The organism is Candidatus Williamhamiltonella defendens (assembly GCF_900699045.1).
Lineage (GTDB): Bacteria > Pseudomonadota > Gammaproteobacteria > Enterobacterales > Enterobacteriaceae > Hamiltonella > Hamiltonella defensa_A.
The window spans coordinates 93,190-111,058 of the sequence record NZ_CAADHL010000003.1; the positions used below are offsets into that span (position 1 = coordinate 93,190).

Consider the following 17,869-nt stretch of genomic DNA (forward strand, 5'->3'; position numbering starts at 1 on the left):
TTTTCGATTAAGGAAAATAATTCATTTCTAATGATAGTTGGAGAGAACCAAATATGTCTGACGGTTGGAATGTTGCCCTCTTAGGTGCAACAGGTGCGGTAGGTCGAGCATTAATAGAAATGTTGCAAGAATGCTCATTTCCAATTGGCCATTTATATCTTTTAGCTACGAAAAAAAGTGCAGGTGAAGTGATTCGTTTTGCAGGGAAAAGTGTACCTGTACAAAATGCCGCTGAATTTGATTGGTCTAAAGCACAAATTGCTTTTTTTGTTGCAGGAAGAAAAGCCACCGCATTTTATGCAGAAACAGCGAGTGATGCAGGGTGCAGGGTAATCGACAATAGTGGATTATTTTCTATGGATTCTCATGTTCCCTTAATAGTACCTATGGTTAATCCACAAGTGTTGTCACAGATCCCATACCATAATATCGTTGCGGTAGCAGACAGTTTAACCAGTCAATTACTGGTTGCTATTAAACCATTGATAGAGCAAATGGGGTTATCACGTCTTAATGTGACTAATATGATCTCGGTTTCTGCTTACGGTAAAGCGGCCGTAGATGATTTAGCAGGCCAAACAGCCAAGTTACTTAATGGGGTGTCTCCAGAAAAAAGCGTTTTTAAAAAACAGTTAGCTTTTAATTTATTGCCGCTCATCAATGATGAAGAAGAAAGTGTTTATGAAGAACGTCATCTCGTCAATCAGATCCGAAAAATACTTCAAGATCCCCATCTACCTATTTCAGTTAGCTGTATACAGGCACCCGTGTTTTATGGGCATGCTCAGATAGTTCATTTTGAAGCATTACAACCTATTTCTTTCAATCAAGTACGTAGTGAACTTGAAAATATTCAAAATATTCAATTATTTTCAGAATATGATTATCCTACCCAGGTAAGTGATCTAGAAAACAATGCTGTCAACATAGGATGTATCCGAAATGATTACGGTATTCCAGAAATAGTACAATTTTGGTCGGTTGCGGATAATATCCGCTTCACAGGCGCTAATATGCTCATCAAAACTGCCGAACTCTTAATTATGGAGCGATTGCATTAATGCCAATATTGAAGTTACCTACTTTATCGTCTGGTCTAAAGCACAAAATTGCACTGGCGATTGAATACAACGGTTACCGTTACTACGGATGGCAACGTCAAGAACATGTACCAAGTATACAAAGATGTTTGGAGCACGCATTGTCTAAAATAGCCAATGAATCTATCACGGTGTGCTGTGCTGGGCGTACTGATGCGGGTGTTCATGCGACTGCTCAGGTTATTCATTTCTTAACCAAAGCGGTCCGAAAAGAAGTCAGTTGGATCATGGGTGTCAATACTTATTTACCCCCCGATATTACAGTTCTTTGGGCAAAAAAAGTGGCAAAAGATTTTCATGCACGCTTTAGCGCAAGAGCTCGCCGTTATCGTTATCTTATTTTTAATAATCATCATCGACCAGCTCTTTTTTCAGAAGGAATCGCTCATTACAGTATGCCACTCGATGAAAATAAGATGGAACGGGCAGCACAATGCTTACTCGGAGAAAATGATTTTAGTTCATTTCGAGCCGCTCAATGTCAATCAAAAACGCCTTGGCGTTATGTGCATCATCTAAAGGTGAGCCGTTTTGGGGGAGACTATATTATGGTGGATATCAAAGCAAATGCTTTTTTACATCATATGGTCAGAAATATTGTAGGAAGCTTAATAGAAGTAGGGATTGGTCATCAAAATGAACATTGGATTGCTCAATTATTAGCTTTCAAAGATCGAACTCAAGCGGCGGTGACTGCTAAAGCCTCTGGTCTATATCTGGTTTCAGTTGATTACCCCTCGCATTTTTCTTTACCTAATCTCCCTCTGGGGCCCCTTTTTTATACATAGAAAATAAAAGATATCCACAGTGACTTGAGGTCTTTTAATTAACCCATTTTCATTCATCTGAGTTTTTATGAAATTTATCCATTTTATTAATTTTATACTGAATATGACATTTATTTAACGGAACTCGTGTCACAATACGGTCTATGGGTTTACGGAATACTGTTTTTTATTTTATTTTGTAAAACAGGTTTCATCATAACCCCTCGCCTGCTAGGCAATTTACTGCTTTTTATGTCGGGATTATTAGCATTACTGTCTTCAAATGAGTTAAATGTTCACTTCATGATGTGTCTGATGATCATCGCGGCTATTATCGATGATACATTGAATTACTACATAGGCTATATTTTCGGATAAAATTTTTTTGTGATCTAAATTCAAAAATTTTAAAATGATCGTCTCTCGACCTCGTTAAGAAATTTTATAAGAAGCATGGAGGTAAGACGGTTATTTTAGCCTGTTTTATTCAAATCGTCCGGACTTTTATTCCGTTTATTGCAGGTATAGGTAAGATGTCTTATCCTAATTTTACTTTCTATAAAATCTTAGGTGCTTTTTTGTAGATTTTGTCTTTCACTTACACAGGATATTTTTTGGCTATGTGCCCATGGTACAAAATCATTTGAAATTATTAATCTTGCTCATTATCGTGCTGTCGATTTTTCAGAGCCTTTTTAAAATATGGCCTCATTGTGGCGTACGTCAATATTAAAAAATGAATGTAAGCGCTGAATATTTTTCTATTTTTATAAAAAATTAATTATCTAAGGTAAATAATGAGCTGGATTGAGCGAATTTATAATAAAAGTCATATTATCCGCACTCAGAAAGCCAATATCCCAGAGGGCGTTTGGACGAAATGTGAAAAATGCGAGCAAATATTATATAGCGCAGAATTAGAGCAAAATTTAAGGGTTTGTCCTAAATGTCACCACCATATGAGGATATCAGCGCGAGCGCGATTACATGCCTTCTTAGATAAAGGTTTTAGAATCGACTTAGCGGAAGAATTAACACCTAAAGATCTGTTGAAATTTAAAGATACAAAAAAATATAAAGACCGCCTTTCTGGAGCACAAAAAGATACTGGTGAAAAAGATGCGCTGATAGTCATCAAAGGGACGTTATTTGGTATGCCTATTGTGAGCGCTGCATTTGAATTTTCTTTTATGGCTGGTTCTATGGGATCAGTCGTTGGTGCCCGTTTTGTTCGTGCCGTCAAACACGCTTTGCAAGACAACTGCCCATTCGTTTGCTTTTCTTCAAGTGGGGGAGCCAGGATGCAAGAAGCGCTAACTTCTTTAATGCAAATGGCAAAAACAAGCGCGGCCCTTGCTAAAATGCAGGAATCGAGATTGCCTTATATTTCGGTTCTGACTAATCCTACTTTTGGCGGTGTTTCTGCTAGTTTGGGGATGCTCGGCGATATTAATCTCGCTGAACCTAAAGCGTTAATTGGTTTTGCAGGCCCTAGAATCATTGAACAAACTGTTAGAGAAAAATTACCCTCAAGTTTTCAAAGCAGCGAATTTTTAATCCAAAAAGGTGCCATAGACATGATTGTTAGCCGTCTCGATATGCGATACAAGTTGGCCAGTCTTTTATCCAAATTGACTCATCAACCTGAACCTTCGATGATGCTATGCAAATTGCAAAACATGAGAGAAGGCAGTCACTGAAAATCTATGAAGGAAGATACCTAAAAATCGCTTGGGATGCTCATCACTTATCTATCGCCAAAAAAACAAAAACGGTACTCAAAACGGATAATGTAGGCACCATAACTCTCAGTAGATTTTGCAAAGGTCTATTTTTGAAACAGGTCTGTTATGAATGACTCCTTTATCCCTCACGCAGATAATTCTTTAAGTCAATGGCTTGATTACGTCGCAAACTTGCATTTTACAAAGATTGATCTTGGTCTAGAAAGAGTGAAAAAAGTCGCTGAAAAACTTGATTTACTCTCTCCGGCAGAGTGGGTCATCACTGTAGGAGGGACGAATGGAAAGGGGAGCACCTGTCGTATTTTGGAAAGAATTTTAATCGAAGACGGTTACAAAGTAGGGGTTTATAGTTCTCCCCATCTTCTTTGCTATAGGGAACGAGTCCGTATTCAAGAAAAAATGCTTCCTGAAAAGTGCTTTACTAGTGCCTTTGATCGGATTGAAAAAGTTCGTGGTGAAATCTCGTTGACTTATTTTGAATTTGGAACCTTGGTGGCCTTACTTCTTTTTAAATCACATCAACTGGAGGTGGTTATTCTGGAAGTAGGTTTAGGTGGGCGGCTAGATGCCACTAATATTGTGGATTCAGATGTTGCGGTTATTACTAATATCGATTTTGATCATACCGAATTTTTAGGCAAAGATCGTCAGAGTATTGGTCGAGAAAAAGCAGGCATTTTTCGGACGAATAAACCAGCCGTGGTCGCGGACACTGACATCCCAGATTCTGTTATTCGTGTAGCGAAAGAAAAAGCGGCTCATCTTCGCCGGATTGATCAGTCTTGGACATTTCGCCATCAGGAAAATCAATGGATTTGGAAAACTAAAGAACGCATGTTAATTGATCTACCCCTGCCTAATGTCCCGTTAATCAATGCGGCCTGCGCATTAGCGGTATTACATTATTTTCCTAAGATAATTAGTAAAGAAGCGATTAAAAGGGGCTTGAAAGGGGCTTCTCTTGCGGGACGTTTCCAAATGATCGATCAAAAGCCTTTAGTGATCCTCGATGTGGCGCATAATCCTCATTCAGCTCGTTATCTGCTTAATAAGCTGACTCAATTTTTAAAAAACTCAGCCAAACCCGGTGCACAGCTGAATGCCGTGGTCGGAATGCTCAAGGACAAAGATATTAAAGGCACATTAGACATTTTATCTGAACGGGTTGACCATTGGTACTGCGCCACATTAAGCGAACCTCGTGGGGCGCCTGCTCAAATTTTGGCGAGTTTTTTACAGAAATCTGTATTTTTATCTCCTGATGTAAAAAGTGCTTGGGATCAGGCGATGCAATCTTCTAATCCAGAAGATGTTTTGTTGGTTTTTGGTTCTTTTTATACCATTGCTCCTGTGATGTCAGCATTAAATCTCCGGAGTACCGGTGATCAGTAAATTTCAATATCGTTTTCTGGGTATGTCCATTCTGGTTATTCTGGCCATTATTTTTTTGCCATGGTTGCTTGATGGCAAAAAAGAACATGACATCACTTCGGTTTCCAACTCTGTATTGAGTAGCCCGCTCGGGATGAATCCTTTTGTGTCTTTAGATTCTCCTGCCTTAGTTCAAAGCACTAAAGTGCTTTCTTTTGAAATTAAAGAAAAAAAGATATCAAAAGAAGATGCCGTTGATTATAAAGATCAAAATAAATCACCGCCTTCCGAAAAGGAATGGAGATCAAAACAAGCAATATCAGAAATCCAGAAAGAGTATGTCATACAGCTGGGGGCCTTTAATGATATAGCTAGAGTCAATCAAATTATCGCAAAATTACGATTATCAGATTATCAAGTTTTTACTTTTCCTCCTGTGCCTATAAAAGGAAAAATCACTCGGATTTTGATTGGTCCTCATCCTTCGAAAGATAAACTTGAATCTATGCAACCTGAGCTTTATCGACTCGTTGGTTTAAACGGACAAATTAAAACATATTAGTAAAAATTCCCGCGTTTTTTTATATTTATCATTTTCCAGTGGAATAATTTATGCTTTGGATTGACTACATCATCATCGGTATATTGGTTTTTTCAACGGCGGTTAGTGTCATACGTGGATTTATTCGTGAAGCATGGTCACTGGTGATATGGGGTTGTGCGTTTTTTGTGGCAGGTTATTTTTATCCCTATGTATCAGAGTATTTTACTGATTTTGCTGATCGAAAAATTCGCCATCTGATTGCAATGAGTCTCTTATTGATAGCGATGCTTCTTATAGGAACTATAATTAACTATCTCCTGGATTCTTTCATCAAACAGACAGGATTATCCGGCCCTGATAGAATACTTGGAATGTTATTTGGGGTAATAAGAGGGATTTTAATTGTGACTACTTTATTATTGTTTTTAGAAAACTTTACACATTTTTCACAAAATAACGCTTTGACTCAATCTCGCCTAATTCCAGAATTTCATTCAATGATGAAATGGCTATTAACACTTTTAAAAGAAAAGTTTTCTTTTGTTTCGCTAGCACAATTAGTAGTCTCGAAAGAATAATAAGGAAAAATATTATGTGTGGTATTGTTGGTATTTCCGGTTTCACCCCTGTTAATCAATTGATTTATGATGCGTTAACAGTGCTTCAGCATCGTGGTCAGGATTCCGCAGGTATCGCAACTATTGATGCCGATGGCCAATTTCGTTTACGGAAAGCCAATGGATTAGTCAAAGAAGTTTTTGATACAAGGCATATGCTTAGACTGCAGGGCACCATAGGGATTGGACATGTCCGCTACCCGACCGCAGGCAGTTCGAATGTCTCGGAAGCACAACCTTTATACGTTAACTCTCCTTTTGGGATCACTTTAGCCCACAACGGTAATTTAACAAATGCAGCTCAACTCAAAAAAGAGTTAGTACAAATTCGTCGTCATATTAATACTCACTCTGATTCAGAGCTTTTATTAAATATGTTTGCCAGTGAATTAGATCGTTTTAAAAATTTTCGATTGACAAAACATGATATTTTTTTGGCCATTGCACAAATGCATAAACGCATCAGGGGGGCTTATGCCTGTGTTGCTATGATCATAAATCACGGTATGGTGGCTTTTCGTGATCCTAATGGCATACGTCCGTTAGTGATAGGAAGCCGCACTTTAGCTTGTGGTAAAAATGAATACATGGTCGCTTCAGAAAGTATTGCACTAGATACATTAGGATTTGAATTTTTACGAGACGTTACTCCTGGTGAAGGTGTATATGTAACTGAGGAAGGGGAATTATTCACTCAACAATGTGCTGAAAATCCTCAATATCATCCCTGTATTTTTGAATATGTATATTTCGCAAGGCCAGATTCTTTCATTGATAAGATTTCTGTTTACAATGCGAGGGTGAGAATGGGGAAAAAATTAGGTGAAAAAATTGCTCGACAATGGCAGCATTTAAAAATTGATGTGGTGTTCCCCATTCCTGAGACTTCTTGTGATATTGCTTTAGAGATTGCACGTATTTTACACATTCCTTATCGACAGGGCTTTGTTAAAAATCGTTATGTAGGCCGCACTTTTATTATGCCAGGTCAACAGGAGCGTCGTAAGTCAGTACGCCGCAAACTCAATGCTAACAAGGCAGAATTTCGCGATAAAAATGTCTTACTGGTCGATGACTCAATTGTACGAGGCACAACCTCTGAGCAAATTGTAGAAATCGCTCGTGGTGCGGGCGCAAAGCAGGTTTATTTTGCTTCCGCTGCACCAGAAATTTTGTTTCAAAATGTTTATGGTATTAATATGCCGAGTGTGAATGAGCTGGTGGCACGCGGTCGCGGTGTGAATGAAATTCAAGAATATATTGGTGCTGATGCACTTATTTTTCAGAATTTAGAAGATTTGATCGCCGCTGTTAGAGTTGATAATCCAGAAATCACCGAGTTTGATTGTGCTGTTTTTAATGGTCATTACGTGACTAAAGATGTTGATCAAAATTATTTGACTCATCTCAATGCAATCAGAAGTGGGCAGGATACATCAACAATCTCCTCTTCTGAATCAGAACATCTTGAAATTTATAATGAAAAATAAAAATGGAAAAGATTCGTGCAGAAACTGATTATTGGTATTTCTGGAGCTAGTGGTGCCATTTATGGAATTCGGCTTTTAGAAGTACTACAGAGTGTGCCTGAAGTAGAGACTCATCTGATTATAAGTTATGCAGGTCGTCGTACTATCAGATTAGAAACAAGATTGAGTTTACAGCAGGTTAAACAAATGGCAGATGTCGTATATTCTGTTTGTGATATTGCTGCTACTCTTTCTTCAGGTTCATTTAAAACCATAGGCATGGTCGTATTGCCATGTTCGATAAAAACTTTGGCTGCTATTGCTCACAGTTATTCCGACAATTTACTGACACGAGCGGCAGATGTCATGCTCAAAGAGCGAAGGCCTTTAATTCTGTGTGTTCGAGAAACTCCATTACATTTGGGGCATTTACAATTAATGAAAAAAGCCGCTGAGCTTGGTGCTGTGATAATGCCCCCTTTGCCCGCCTTTTACCATCATCCTCAAAACATCCAAGATATCATCTATCAAACGGTAAATAGGGTGATAGATCAATTTTCTATTTCATTGCCTCAAGACTTATTTAAACGTTGGCCAGGAGATCATAAGAGTTAAAATAAGTGTTTTATATTTTCGGTTTATTGACAGGAATTTGTATTTTATGTTGAGAGAGCTCATACCATTTATTGATCGGCATCCCATTTTAAGTGTAACCTGGGTGACTTTACTTGTTGGCGTCACTCTAACTTTTATAAAAAATTATTTTTCTAAAGTAAAAGAAATTATCCCGACTGAAGCCATCCTGATGATGAATAAGCAACAAGCTTTAGTCGTTGATATTCGAGCAAAAGAAGAATACAGAAAGAGCCATATCATTGGCTCTATCAACGTAGAAAAAAGTAATTTTAAAAACAATAAATTATATGAATTGGAAAAGCATAAAGCTCTCCCTATTATCATCGTATGTGCCCATGGTATTTCTTCGCTAACTGTTGCGAAACAGCTGTATACGATGGATTTTCAAAAAATCTATTCCCTAAAAGAAGGTATATCCGGTTGGAATAAAGCAAATTTGCCTTTGGCAAAGGGTAAAAGCAAGTAGTAAAAAAGCATGGTGTTTATCATCATTTTTTATATCAAGGATTAAAAATCAAAATGTTAGAAGAAGAAAATTCACAAATGATCTGTCAAATTTACCGTATTTATACCAAGGATATTTCATTTGAAGTCCCTAGCGCCCCTGCAATTTTTCAAAAGGAGGGGATCCCTGATATCAAACTTGATTTGGACACCAGTTCAAATCTATTAGCTAAAAATACACATGAAGTGGTATTACGTATTACCCTCACATCCACCACAGAGGGTCAAACCGCATTTCTTTGTGAAGTTCAACAAGCAGGGATTTTTTTCATTAAAAATATTGAAAATATGCAATTAAAGCATTGCTTAGGTGCCTACTGCCCAAATATTTTATTTCCTTATGCGCGTGAGTGTATCAGCAACTTAGTTGCAAAAGGATCTTTTCCTCACCTTCACCTAGAGCCGATTAATTTTGATATCATTTTTATGAATTATGTACAGCAGGAAGCTGAAAAACAAAACGAATTAGATCCCATCATTATTAAAAATAGCGAACAAGATTAAAATGAGTCTTCCAGATTATCCTTCCATAATGACAGTGATAGGTGCTGGTGCATATGGCACCGCTTTAGCGATTACTCTTGCTCGGCAAGGTTACTCTGTTGTGTTGTGGGGTCATCACCCTCCGCATATTGCGAACTTAACAAAAAATCGTTGTAATATAGAGTTTTTGCCTGATGTCTCTTTTCCAGAAACATTAAGGTTGGAATCTAACTTACAGAATGCTATGTCTTTGAGCCGCAACCTACTAGTTGTTGTGGCCAGTTACGTTTTTGGAAATGTCTTACGACAATTAAGACCATATTTACGCAAAGATACCCGTCTCGTTTGGGCCACTAAAGGGCTTGAGGCAGGAACAGGGCGTCTATTGCAGAAAGTTGCTAAAGAAATTTTACCCGATAGCCTTCCTTTGGCAGTGATTTCAGGCCCTACTTTTGCTAAAGAGCTTGCGTTCGGTTTGCCTACTGCCATCACACTCGCTTGTGCTGATGATGAATTTTCAGCCGATCTTCATCAATTACTGCATTGTGAAAAAAGCTTTCGTGTCTATAGAACTAGTGATCTGATCGGCGTACAGATAGGAGGAGCGGTAAAAAATATAATAGCTATCGGTGCAGGTATATCAGACGGCATGCAATTTGGTGCCAACGCACGATCTGCTTTAATTACAAGAGGGCTTGCCGAAATGACTCGTTTAGGTGTCGCTTTAGGGGCAGATCATTCTACCTTTATCGGGATGGCTGGACTCGGTGATCTCGTTTTGACCTGTACAGATGATCAATCACGTAATCGCAGATTTGGCATGATGATAGGCCAAGGAATCCCTGTAGAGGAAGCCAAAAATAAAATAGGGCACGTGATTGAAGGATATGGCAATACTAAAGAAGTATTTGCCCTTGCTCAGCGTCATCAAATTAAAATGCCTATTACGGAACAAATTTATCAGGTTCTTTATTGCCAGAAAAATTCTCAGGCAGCCGCATTAAGCCTATTTAATCCCAGCAAAAATAATGAAGCTCCTTTTATTATGGAGAGTCTGAATACGAATTAGAAAAGATATGCTCTCGCATTAAATTAGAAGTAAAAAGATGGTAATAGTGAACCTGCCTAGCTAGTTTTTTTCATGCTACTATCTTAAAACATGAAAATTTAGTCAGTGCCATCGCTTATATATTAGCCAGTAAGCTTCCTTCTTATTGTAGTATGCCTACAATAGTACTCAGTGAGATATTGGAAAAGCATACTGCTCAGATAAAACGATGATACTGGCTGCGGCAAGAGACATATTAGCTGTCCGTGCTCGTGATCCTGCGGTTGATAAATATTCAATGCCTTTACTGTAACTTAAAGGTTTTTACGCTTTACAAGCGATTAGTCATTAGTTATGGTGACAAGGGCGCTCAGGATTGGCTATTTATTTACAGAATCAAATTTTTATCGTGTTTGTGGTAGTATCCACCCCGCTTCGACTATTGGTTTTTGTATCATGCTAGATCACACTACAGGTATTATCATTGATGAAACTACAGTGATAGAAAATGATGTTTCTATACTACAATCTGTCACTTTAGGTGGCACTAGTAAAAATTGTAGTGATCGCCCTCACTACTATTCGTGAAGGCATTATGATAGGCGCTGGAGCAAAAGTGTTAGAAAATATTAAAGTAGGCGTTGGGCAAAAATTGGTTCGGGTTCTGTTGTGTTAGAAGCGGTTCCTGCTCATACCACTGTTGCAGGCGTTCTAGCAGGCATTTTTAGTAATCCCAAACTGAAAAACCTTTTTTTGATATGGATCAAAATTTTAATTTTTTATTAAATCTTTATCAAAATGAATGTATTGAGTTACACATGCTTAATTCCTATGAGATATAGGGGTTTAATTTAAATTTAGTAATATGTTCAAATGCTTGTCATTAACTTTTAAAAGGGTGAATGTAGAAAGCTTACTCTGGCCATAGTGAATAACGACGATAGCCAAAACCGTGATTCCAAAACCTGGATTGTTTTAGCTTTAAAGTGTTTTCTGAGCAATGAGCAAGATATCAGTGGCTATGATGGTTCAAAGAGCTGTCAGGCTCCAATAAACGCTCAACCTGCTCTTCAAATTACGCACAATCCATGCTATTGCAAACGAAATACATTCATAAAAATACGATGCTTAATCCAGAAATGATTTCAAAAATGACTGAAAAATTGAAAAAGTCTATTCCTGAAAATGTTCTGACTTTCGGAGAAGATGTAGAAAAAAAAATCCGACAAGGATTACAATTTCAGTTGAGTCGCCTTGATTTAATCAGCCGTGAAGAGTTTGATGTTCAAACTCAGGTGCTGTTGAGAACTAGGGAGAATCTGACTTTGTTAGAGCAACGGATTCAAAAGCTGGAATCAAAATTATCAGAAAAAAAAGACATTTAACGCTATTCTCATAAAGAGTTATTCTTGATTTTTTTAATGATTTTGCTGCTTGAAAGTCCATTTTGATAGGAGGATATTTTAATCTGTCCACCTGCTGCCACCACTGCGTTGCTTCCGGCAATTTGATGTGGCCGATAGTCCCCCCCTTTTATCAATACATCCGGTAAAATTTCTGAGATAAGACGCTCTGGAGTATTTTCTGAAAATGGAACTACCCAATCAACATATTTTAATGCACTGAGTACCGCCATTCTTTGAGCCAATGGATTAATAGGACGCATTTGACCTTTGAGGTTTCGCACAGAATCATCTGTATTGACCGCGACAATGAGACGATCTCCATATTTTTTTGCTTCTGACAGATAAGCAATATGCCCAGCGTGTAGAATATCGAAGCATCCGTTTGTCATAACCAATTTTTCACCACGAGAACGAGATGTCTGCACCGCACTTTTTAATTGTTGTTCGTTTACGATACTAAGATCTGCTTTTTTACTGCCATCCGATGCATTTTGTAACTCGCTAAAAGAAACAGTCGAGGTTCCTAATTTACCCACCACTACTCCTGCTGCTGCATTTGCAAAAAAAGAGGATTCTTCAAGAGACTGACCAGAGGCCAATGCGGTCGCTAACACAGCTATCACCGTATCTCCTGCTCCTGTGACATCAAACACTTCATGAGCTTGAGCAGAAAGATGCAAAGGGGGCTTAGCTTTTTGTAATAAAGTAATACCTTTCTCAGAACGTGTTATTAGTAAAGCAGAAAGATCTAAGTGTTTTATCAGTTGAGATCCTTTATCCACCAGATCTTGCTCTTTTTTACAATGTCCTACAACAGCTTCAAATTCTGATAAATTAGGGGTTAAAACAGTGGCGCCGCTGTAACGTTTGAAGTTGTTTCCTTTAGGATCAATTAGAAGCGGGATTTCAGCTTTTTTTGCAAGTTGAATCATTTCTTGAATCTTATTTAAAGTGCCTTTCGCATAATCAGAAAACACTACAACAGTCATATGAGGAAATAAAGAAGCAATCCTAACTTTGATTTTTTGGGCATCTGATGTGTGAGCATTTTTTTCAAAATCGAGTCGAATGAGCTGTTGATGACGAGACAGGACTCTCAATTTAATCAGAGTAGAATAGGTACTTGATGACACAAAATCACAATCAACCTGAGCTTCAGATAATTTTTGAGTCAGGATTTTCCCAGCTTCGTCTTTACCAATCAAGCCGATTAAATGCACCTTTGCACCCAGCGCAGCGATGTTCATAGCCACGTTCGCTGCGCCCCCTGGGGTTTCTCGGATTTGATCCACTTTTACAATCGAAACAGGAGCTTCAGGTGAAATTCTATCAACAGGCCCGTACCAATAGCGATCTAGCATCACATCTCCTACTACTAATATTTTAGCCTGCTGAATATCAGATAAGGTTAGTTTCATATTTTTTGACAATTATGATTCAAAGCGAACGAGGCTTTTTTAGTAAGAAAAACATGTTAAAAAAAACGCCATTAAAGAGGCGTTTATTAATTCAAAATGATTGTCTAATCTTCTGAAATAATTATAACTTTCAGCTGTGCAAACACACCATTGTATATTTTGAAATGAACTTCATGTTCACCCAAAGTTCTCAAAAAGCCATTTAATAATCGAACTTCATTTTTCATAACAGGAATACCTGCATCGCTTAGTGACTTCGCGATATCACGAGTTCCTATGGAACCAAAGAGCCTACCCTCACTCCCTGCTTTAGAGGCAATCGTTAGGCTAGCTAATTCGTTAATAGCACGCGCACGCGCTTGAGCTTCTTCAATAGCCTTAGCTGCTTTGGATTCTAATTCAGATCGCCGCTCATCAAAATACGCCATATTTTTTTTAGTGGCAAGAACTGCCTGCCTTTTTGGTAGAAGGAAATTTCGGGCAAAACCTCTTGTGACCTTTACCTTGCTACCTACTTGACCAAAATTTTCTATTTCATTTAACAATATGATTTCCATTACCATTATCCTCTCGAGTGAATTAATGGAGACTGCTACGACTGATGTTCATCAGTATAAGGCAACAAAGATAGGTAACGTGCAACCTTGATAGCTTGAGAAAGCTGGCGCTGATATTTAGAGCAGGTACCGGTGATACGACTTGGAACAATTTTGCCACTTTCAGTGATATAATTTTTCAACATGATAATATCTTTATAATCAATTTGTTTTACACCTTCTGCGGTAAAACGACAGAATTTTCTGCGGCGAAAATAACGTGCCATAAGGCTATTCTCCAAAATTTATGAACTTTATTTTTTCAGCATGCAGCACCAATTTATTACGGATTTGATGGCAGCTAACAAAGCCTTCTATAGTTAGTTTAGTACCAAACCTGATGTTATGAGTGTGTTTTTTTAACTCATGACCACTCGCCACAACAGGAATACGACACCATGTTTGTCGGTATAATCCCGCTTCCTTTTGTTGAGAACGGTGCTCAAGCAAAAACTGACAATGCGGAATGCCAGAAGGACTGACTTTTTGTATCGGAGCTTTACATACAGTACCAGACAAGAGCCAGTTGTTTATCGTCAACAAGGTCAATTTTCTTTAGAAAATTCATTTGTTTTCTTATCAAGATCTTTTTGATGGTGATTTTTTTGGTTGTTTTCAGATCCTGATGTTGTTAACTCGACGACTTCACGACGTTCATCTTTCATTTTTATGATAGGCGATTCTTCAGTCACCGCATGGTTCATACGTTTTATAAAATTACGCATCACTGCATCATTAAAACGGAAATTAGTTTCCAGCTCATTAATGGCGTTTTGAGGGGATTCGACGTTTAACAAAACATAGTGTGCTTTATGTAATTTATTAATCGGATACGCTAGCTGTCGGCGGCCCCAGTCTTCAATACGATGAATCTGACCCCCTGATTGAGTAATCACTGTGCTATAACGTTGGATCATTCCGGCCACTTGATCACTTTGATCCGGATGAACCATAAATACAATTTCATAATGACGCATGGTGTTGCTCCTTTTGGATTATTAAGCCTCTTATTAAATAACCGACCGCTGTTGATAAAGGCAAGGAACTTTTTTGATATGCAGCTTAAAATAGCGCACTACTATACTTCCCGGTGCGTACAAATTCAAGAATGGAAACAATTTATTTAAAATCAGTTGATTTTTGATTTATTAAACTTTTAATGAAAAAAGAGCGCGCTTGACCGGACGAAAACTTTGTCTATGTTGTTTTGTTGGGCCAAGAAGCGCCAATTTTTCTAAATGAAAAGCCGTTGGATAACCTTTATGTTGAGCAAATCCATATTCAGGAAATATCGTATCTAAGACTTCCATTTCTTTATCACGTGTTACTTTAGATAAAATAGAAGCTGCGCTGATCTCTAAAACCTTGCTGTCTCCCTTAATAATAGAGGATGAGGGCATAGATAAAATCGGGCAAATATGACCATCAATTAATACATGATCAGCTCTGATGCTAAGAGCATTTACTGCTCTTTGCATGGCAAGCAAAGTAGCATGAAAAATATTGATTTCATCAATTTCTTTTGACTCAGCACGGCCCAGACTCCAAGCCAAAGCTTTGTGCGTGATCTCTTCATATAATGCCAGCCGCTTTTTTTTACTCAATGTCTTTGAATCAGCTAAACCGATAATGGGATTTTCAGGATCCAGGATGACCGCTGCAGCGATAACTGGCCCAGCTAATGGGCCCCTGCCCACTTCATCAACACCTGCAATCCATTTAGCTTCATGGTAAATAAAATCAGATCTCATCATTTTATGAGCGCCAAAACAGCTTTCGCCGCTTTTTGATTTGCTCCACAACGGAGACTTTGATGTAAAAGCAAAAAACGTTCTTTTAACATTTCAACCTTTTTCCCTCCCTTCAGTAAAGGCAATAATTCATTGCTTAATTTTTGAGGATCACAGTTTTTTTGTAATAATTCTGGCACTAATCTTTCTTCCATCAATAAATTTGGTAGTGAAACATAAGGGGTTTTGACAAGCAGTTTTGCAATCCAATAGGTAAAATATTTTAAGCGGTAACTGACAACCATAGGGCATTTTGCCAACATTGATTTCAAAGTAACCGTCCCTGATGCCAATAGCGCTGCATTACTCGCCTCTAGCACTAACCTAGCTTGGCCATTAAAAATATGCATAGAAAAGTGAGGGGCTATTTTCGCTTTAATACGTTCAAACTGTTTTCGCCGTTGATTGTTAAAAAGTGGCACCAGCACTTTTAAGTGAGGCAATTGTTGATGCAAAAGCATTGCCGTGCGAATAAAATCAGCACTCAGCAGAGCCACCTCTGCGTGCCGACTACCTGGGAGCAAAGCCAAACATAAGCTGTTTTGATCAATTCTCAAAGCAGTTCTTGCTGCTGATTTGTCTGGTATTAAAGGGATTTCATCGGCCATCATATGGCCAACAAAATCACAGGGGACATTAAAACGATCGAAAAAGTGTTTTTCAAAAGGAAACAGTGCCAATACCATGTCGGTCGCTTGAGCAAGAGTAAAGAGACGATTTTGACGCCAGGCCCAAACAGAAGGACTCACGTAATGAAGCGTGCGAATCCCTTTTTGTTTTAATTTTTTTTCAAGCCTGATATTAAAATCAGGGGCATCAATACCAATAAATATATCGGGGCGAAGCATAATAAAACGACGAGTTAAATCTCTTCGAACATGCATTAAACGAGGTAAGTGATACAACACCTCAAATATACCCATGACGGAAAGCTTTTCCATTTCATACCATACTTCACAACCCTCAGCCTGCATTAAGGGGCCAGCAACCCCGACAAAAGATACATTCGGAAGCTGAGCTTTCAGTTCTCGTATCAATCCTGCTGCTAAAATATCGCCTGAGGCTTCACCTGCAATTAATCCAATCGTAAACGAACGATTTTGCATTTTAACGAACAATTCCACGGTTCTTATCAGAATTAAGATCGATTTGATTTAAAAAATTCAAAAGTAATATAACAACAGGATATAACTCCGCTAACTTAGCAAGTTCAAGTTTTGCATCCTCTAAACTTTTACCCTGCTTATATAGCAGCTGATAGGCCTTAAGGATAGCTTTGTATTTTGCTTCAGAAAAATGGCGTTTTAGCCCTACAGTGTTAGGGCCAACAAGAGAAGCATGATTACCTTGAGCTAGTATAAAAGGCGGAATGTGTTTTACAACTGCAGAGCAACCCGCCAACATTGCATAACTTCCTACCTTGCAAAATTGGTGCACAGCTGAAAGACCACCAATAACTGCATGATCGTGTATTTCAACGTGCCCTCCCAAGGTTGTACTATTAGCTAAAATACAGTGGTGACCAATGAGACAGTCGTGCGCAACATGAGTGTTAAACATTAACAAATTATGATTACCAACACAGGTTGCACCCTCTCCCTGTTCAGTGCCCCGATGAATAGACACACTTTCTCGAATTAAATTTGAGTCACCAATTTCAACCCTTGTGCATTCACCTTTATATTTTAAATCTTGATTCACTTCACCAATAGAACAAAATTGATAAATGATATTGTTTTTTCCTATTTTAGTTATACCATTAATCACAATATGAGATTTTAATTCTGTACCAGAGCCGATTTCTACCTGTGATCCAATATAACAAAAGGGACCAATATGAGTTCCCTCATGAACAATCGCACCTTTTTCAACAATACTAGTTGGATGAATAAAAGTTTTTTTTTGAATCATTTATTATACCTCTCGACTGCGAGCGCACATCATGGTGGCCTCACAGACAAGCTCTTCATCCACTTTAGCAACGCCAGTAAATCGGGCACAGCCTAGCCTCTCATTAAGAAAATTGACTTCTAATATCATCTGATCTCCTGGGTGCACTGGACGTTTAAAGCGGGCCTTCTCAATGCACGCGAAATAATAAATTTCACCAGATTGCAATTTACCTTTGCTTTTAAAAGCTAAAATACCTGTAGCTTGGGCCATGGCTTCTAAGATTAACACGCCCGGGAAAATAGGTTTTTTGGGAAAATGTCCTTGAAAAAAAGGCTCATTAAAAGAAATATTTTTTATAGCACGTAAGGATTTATTTTTTTTTAAATCTATAACACGATCTACCAATAAAAAGGGGTAACGATGCGGCAATAAATCTAAAATTTCTCTAATATCTAAAATATCAGTATCAGTTGTCAAAGTAC

The 17,869-nt window shown here is 38.1% G+C and carries 21 protein-coding genes and 2 pseudogenes; 14 read left to right on the top strand and 9 right to left on the bottom strand.

Annotation, left to right across the window (positions count from 1 at the left end; all coding sequences use genetic code 11):
- Positions 1-53 precede the first annotated feature (53 nt).
- The 14 genes and pseudogenes from CICURV3402_RS04830 to ubiK all read left to right on the top strand — a co-directional run bounded on the left by CICURV3402_RS04830 (position 54) and on the right by ubiK (position 11,669).
- Complete coding sequence (locus CICURV3402_RS04830; protein ID WP_158380072.1) at positions 54-1,061, top strand: aspartate-semialdehyde dehydrogenase; 1,008 nt, start codon at positions 54-56, stop codon at positions 1,059-1,061.
- Positions 1,061-1,888 (top strand): tRNA pseudouridine(38-40) synthase TruA, encoded by an 828-nt coding sequence (gene truA / locus CICURV3402_RS04835; RefSeq protein WP_158380073.1) that lies wholly within the window; start codon positions 1,061-1,063, stop codon positions 1,886-1,888. Before CICURV3402_RS04830 ends, truA begins: the two co-directional genes overlap by 1 nt.
- 67 nt (positions 1,889-1,955) lie before the next feature.
- Positions 1,956-2,600: pseudogene (locus tag CICURV3402_RS06795) on the top strand (DedA family protein).
- 64 nt (positions 2,601-2,664) lie between these two features.
- Positions 2,665-3,567, top strand: a complete 903-nt coding sequence (gene accD, locus CICURV3402_RS04840) for an acetyl-CoA carboxylase, carboxyltransferase subunit beta (RefSeq protein WP_158380074.1) — start codon at positions 2,665-2,667, stop codon at positions 3,565-3,567.
- 150 nt (positions 3,568-3,717) lie between these two features.
- Positions 3,718-5,004, top strand: a complete 1,287-nt coding sequence (folC, locus tag CICURV3402_RS04845; RefSeq protein ID WP_158380075.1) for a bifunctional tetrahydrofolate synthase/dihydrofolate synthase — start codon at positions 3,718-3,720, stop codon at positions 5,002-5,004.
- Positions 4,994-5,545: an SPOR domain-containing protein gene (locus tag CICURV3402_RS04850; RefSeq protein WP_158380076.1), complete on the top strand. Its 552-nt coding sequence runs from the start codon at positions 4,994-4,996 to the stop codon at positions 5,543-5,545. Before folC ends, CICURV3402_RS04850 begins: the two co-directional genes overlap by 11 nt.
- 50 nt (positions 5,546-5,595) lie before the next feature.
- Positions 5,596-6,105, top strand: a complete 510-nt coding sequence (locus CICURV3402_RS04855) for a CvpA family protein (RefSeq protein ID WP_158380077.1) — start codon at positions 5,596-5,598, stop codon at positions 6,103-6,105.
- Between the two features lie 14 nt (positions 6,106-6,119).
- Positions 6,120-7,634: an amidophosphoribosyltransferase gene (purF, locus tag CICURV3402_RS04860; protein WP_158380078.1), complete on the top strand. Its 1,515-nt coding sequence runs from the start codon at positions 6,120-6,122 to the stop codon at positions 7,632-7,634.
- Between the two features lie 15 nt (positions 7,635-7,649).
- Positions 7,650-8,228: a UbiX family flavin prenyltransferase gene (locus tag CICURV3402_RS04865; RefSeq protein ID WP_158380079.1), complete on the top strand. Its 579-nt coding sequence runs from the start codon at positions 7,650-7,652 to the stop codon at positions 8,226-8,228.
- Positions 8,229-8,274: 46 nt separating this feature from the next.
- Positions 8,275-8,715 (top strand): rhodanese-like domain-containing protein, encoded by a 441-nt coding sequence (locus CICURV3402_RS04870; protein ID WP_158380080.1) that lies wholly within the window; start codon positions 8,275-8,277, stop codon positions 8,713-8,715.
- A gap of 53 nt (positions 8,716-8,768) precedes the next feature.
- On the top strand, positions 8,769-9,257 hold the full coding sequence (gene secB / locus CICURV3402_RS04875; protein WP_158380081.1) for a protein-export chaperone SecB: 489 nt from the start codon (positions 8,769-8,771) through the stop codon (positions 9,255-9,257).
- A gap of 1 nt (position 9,258) precedes the next feature.
- The gene (gene gpsA, locus CICURV3402_RS04880) at positions 9,259-10,305 is read left to right on the top strand and encodes an NAD(P)H-dependent glycerol-3-phosphate dehydrogenase (protein WP_158380082.1); all 1,047 of its coding nucleotides are present in this window, start codon (positions 9,259-9,261) and stop codon (positions 10,303-10,305) included.
- Between the two features lie 56 nt (positions 10,306-10,361).
- Positions 10,362-11,126 (top strand): annotated as a pseudogene (locus CICURV3402_RS04885) (serine acetyltransferase domain-containing protein); the annotation flags it as partial.
- A gap of 282 nt (positions 11,127-11,408) precedes the next feature.
- Positions 11,409-11,669, top strand: coding sequence for a ubiquinone biosynthesis accessory factor UbiK (gene ubiK / locus CICURV3402_RS04890; protein WP_158380083.1), 261 nt, complete (start codon positions 11,409-11,411; stop codon positions 11,667-11,669).
- Between the two features lie 8 nt (positions 11,670-11,677).
- Here ubiK and hldE read toward each other — a convergent pair whose 3' ends face one another.
- The 9 genes from hldE to fabZ all read right to left on the bottom strand — a co-directional run bounded on the left by hldE (position 11,678) and on the right by fabZ (position 17,864).
- Entirely contained in the window at positions 11,678-13,108 is a 1,431-nt protein-coding gene (gene hldE / locus CICURV3402_RS04895) for a bifunctional D-glycero-beta-D-manno-heptose-7-phosphate kinase/D-glycero-beta-D-manno-heptose 1-phosphate adenylyltransferase HldE (RefSeq protein ID WP_158380084.1), read from the bottom strand.
- 104 nt (positions 13,109-13,212) lie between these two features.
- Positions 13,213-13,665: a 50S ribosomal protein L9 gene (rplI, locus tag CICURV3402_RS04900; RefSeq protein ID WP_158380085.1), complete on the bottom strand. Its 453-nt coding sequence runs from the start codon at positions 13,663-13,665 to the stop codon at positions 13,213-13,215.
- 35 nt (positions 13,666-13,700) lie between these two features.
- Positions 13,701-13,931 (bottom strand): 30S ribosomal protein S18, encoded by a 231-nt coding sequence (gene rpsR / locus CICURV3402_RS04905; protein ID WP_158380086.1) that lies wholly within the window; start codon positions 13,929-13,931, stop codon positions 13,701-13,703.
- 4 nt (positions 13,932-13,935) lie between these two features.
- Positions 13,936-14,247, bottom strand: a complete 312-nt coding sequence (gene priB, locus CICURV3402_RS04910) for a primosomal replication protein N (protein WP_235667670.1) — start codon at positions 14,245-14,247, stop codon at positions 13,936-13,938.
- 2 nt (positions 14,248-14,249) lie between these two features.
- On the bottom strand, positions 14,250-14,681 hold the full coding sequence (rpsF, locus tag CICURV3402_RS04915) for a 30S ribosomal protein S6 (RefSeq protein WP_158380088.1): 432 nt from the start codon (positions 14,679-14,681) through the stop codon (positions 14,250-14,252).
- Positions 14,682-14,852: 171 nt separating this feature from the next.
- Complete coding sequence (gene rnhB / locus CICURV3402_RS04920; RefSeq protein WP_158380123.1) at positions 14,853-15,455, bottom strand: ribonuclease HII; 603 nt, start codon at positions 15,453-15,455, stop codon at positions 14,853-14,855.
- Positions 15,455-16,600 (bottom strand): lipid-A-disaccharide synthase, encoded by a 1,146-nt coding sequence (gene lpxB / locus CICURV3402_RS04925; RefSeq protein ID WP_158380089.1) that lies wholly within the window; start codon positions 16,598-16,600, stop codon positions 15,455-15,457. The genes rnhB and lpxB overlap by 1 nt, the downstream gene beginning before the upstream one ends.
- 1 nt (position 16,601) lies before the next feature.
- Positions 16,602-17,405, bottom strand: coding sequence for an acyl-ACP--UDP-N-acetylglucosamine O-acyltransferase (gene lpxA, locus CICURV3402_RS04930; protein ID WP_158380090.1), 804 nt, complete (start codon positions 17,403-17,405; stop codon positions 16,602-16,604).
- Positions 17,406-17,408: 3 nt separating this feature from the next.
- Positions 17,409-17,864, bottom strand: coding sequence for a 3-hydroxyacyl-ACP dehydratase FabZ (fabZ, locus tag CICURV3402_RS04935; RefSeq protein WP_040056059.1), 456 nt, complete (start codon positions 17,862-17,864; stop codon positions 17,409-17,411).
- Between the last annotated feature and the right edge of the window lie 5 nt (positions 17,865-17,869).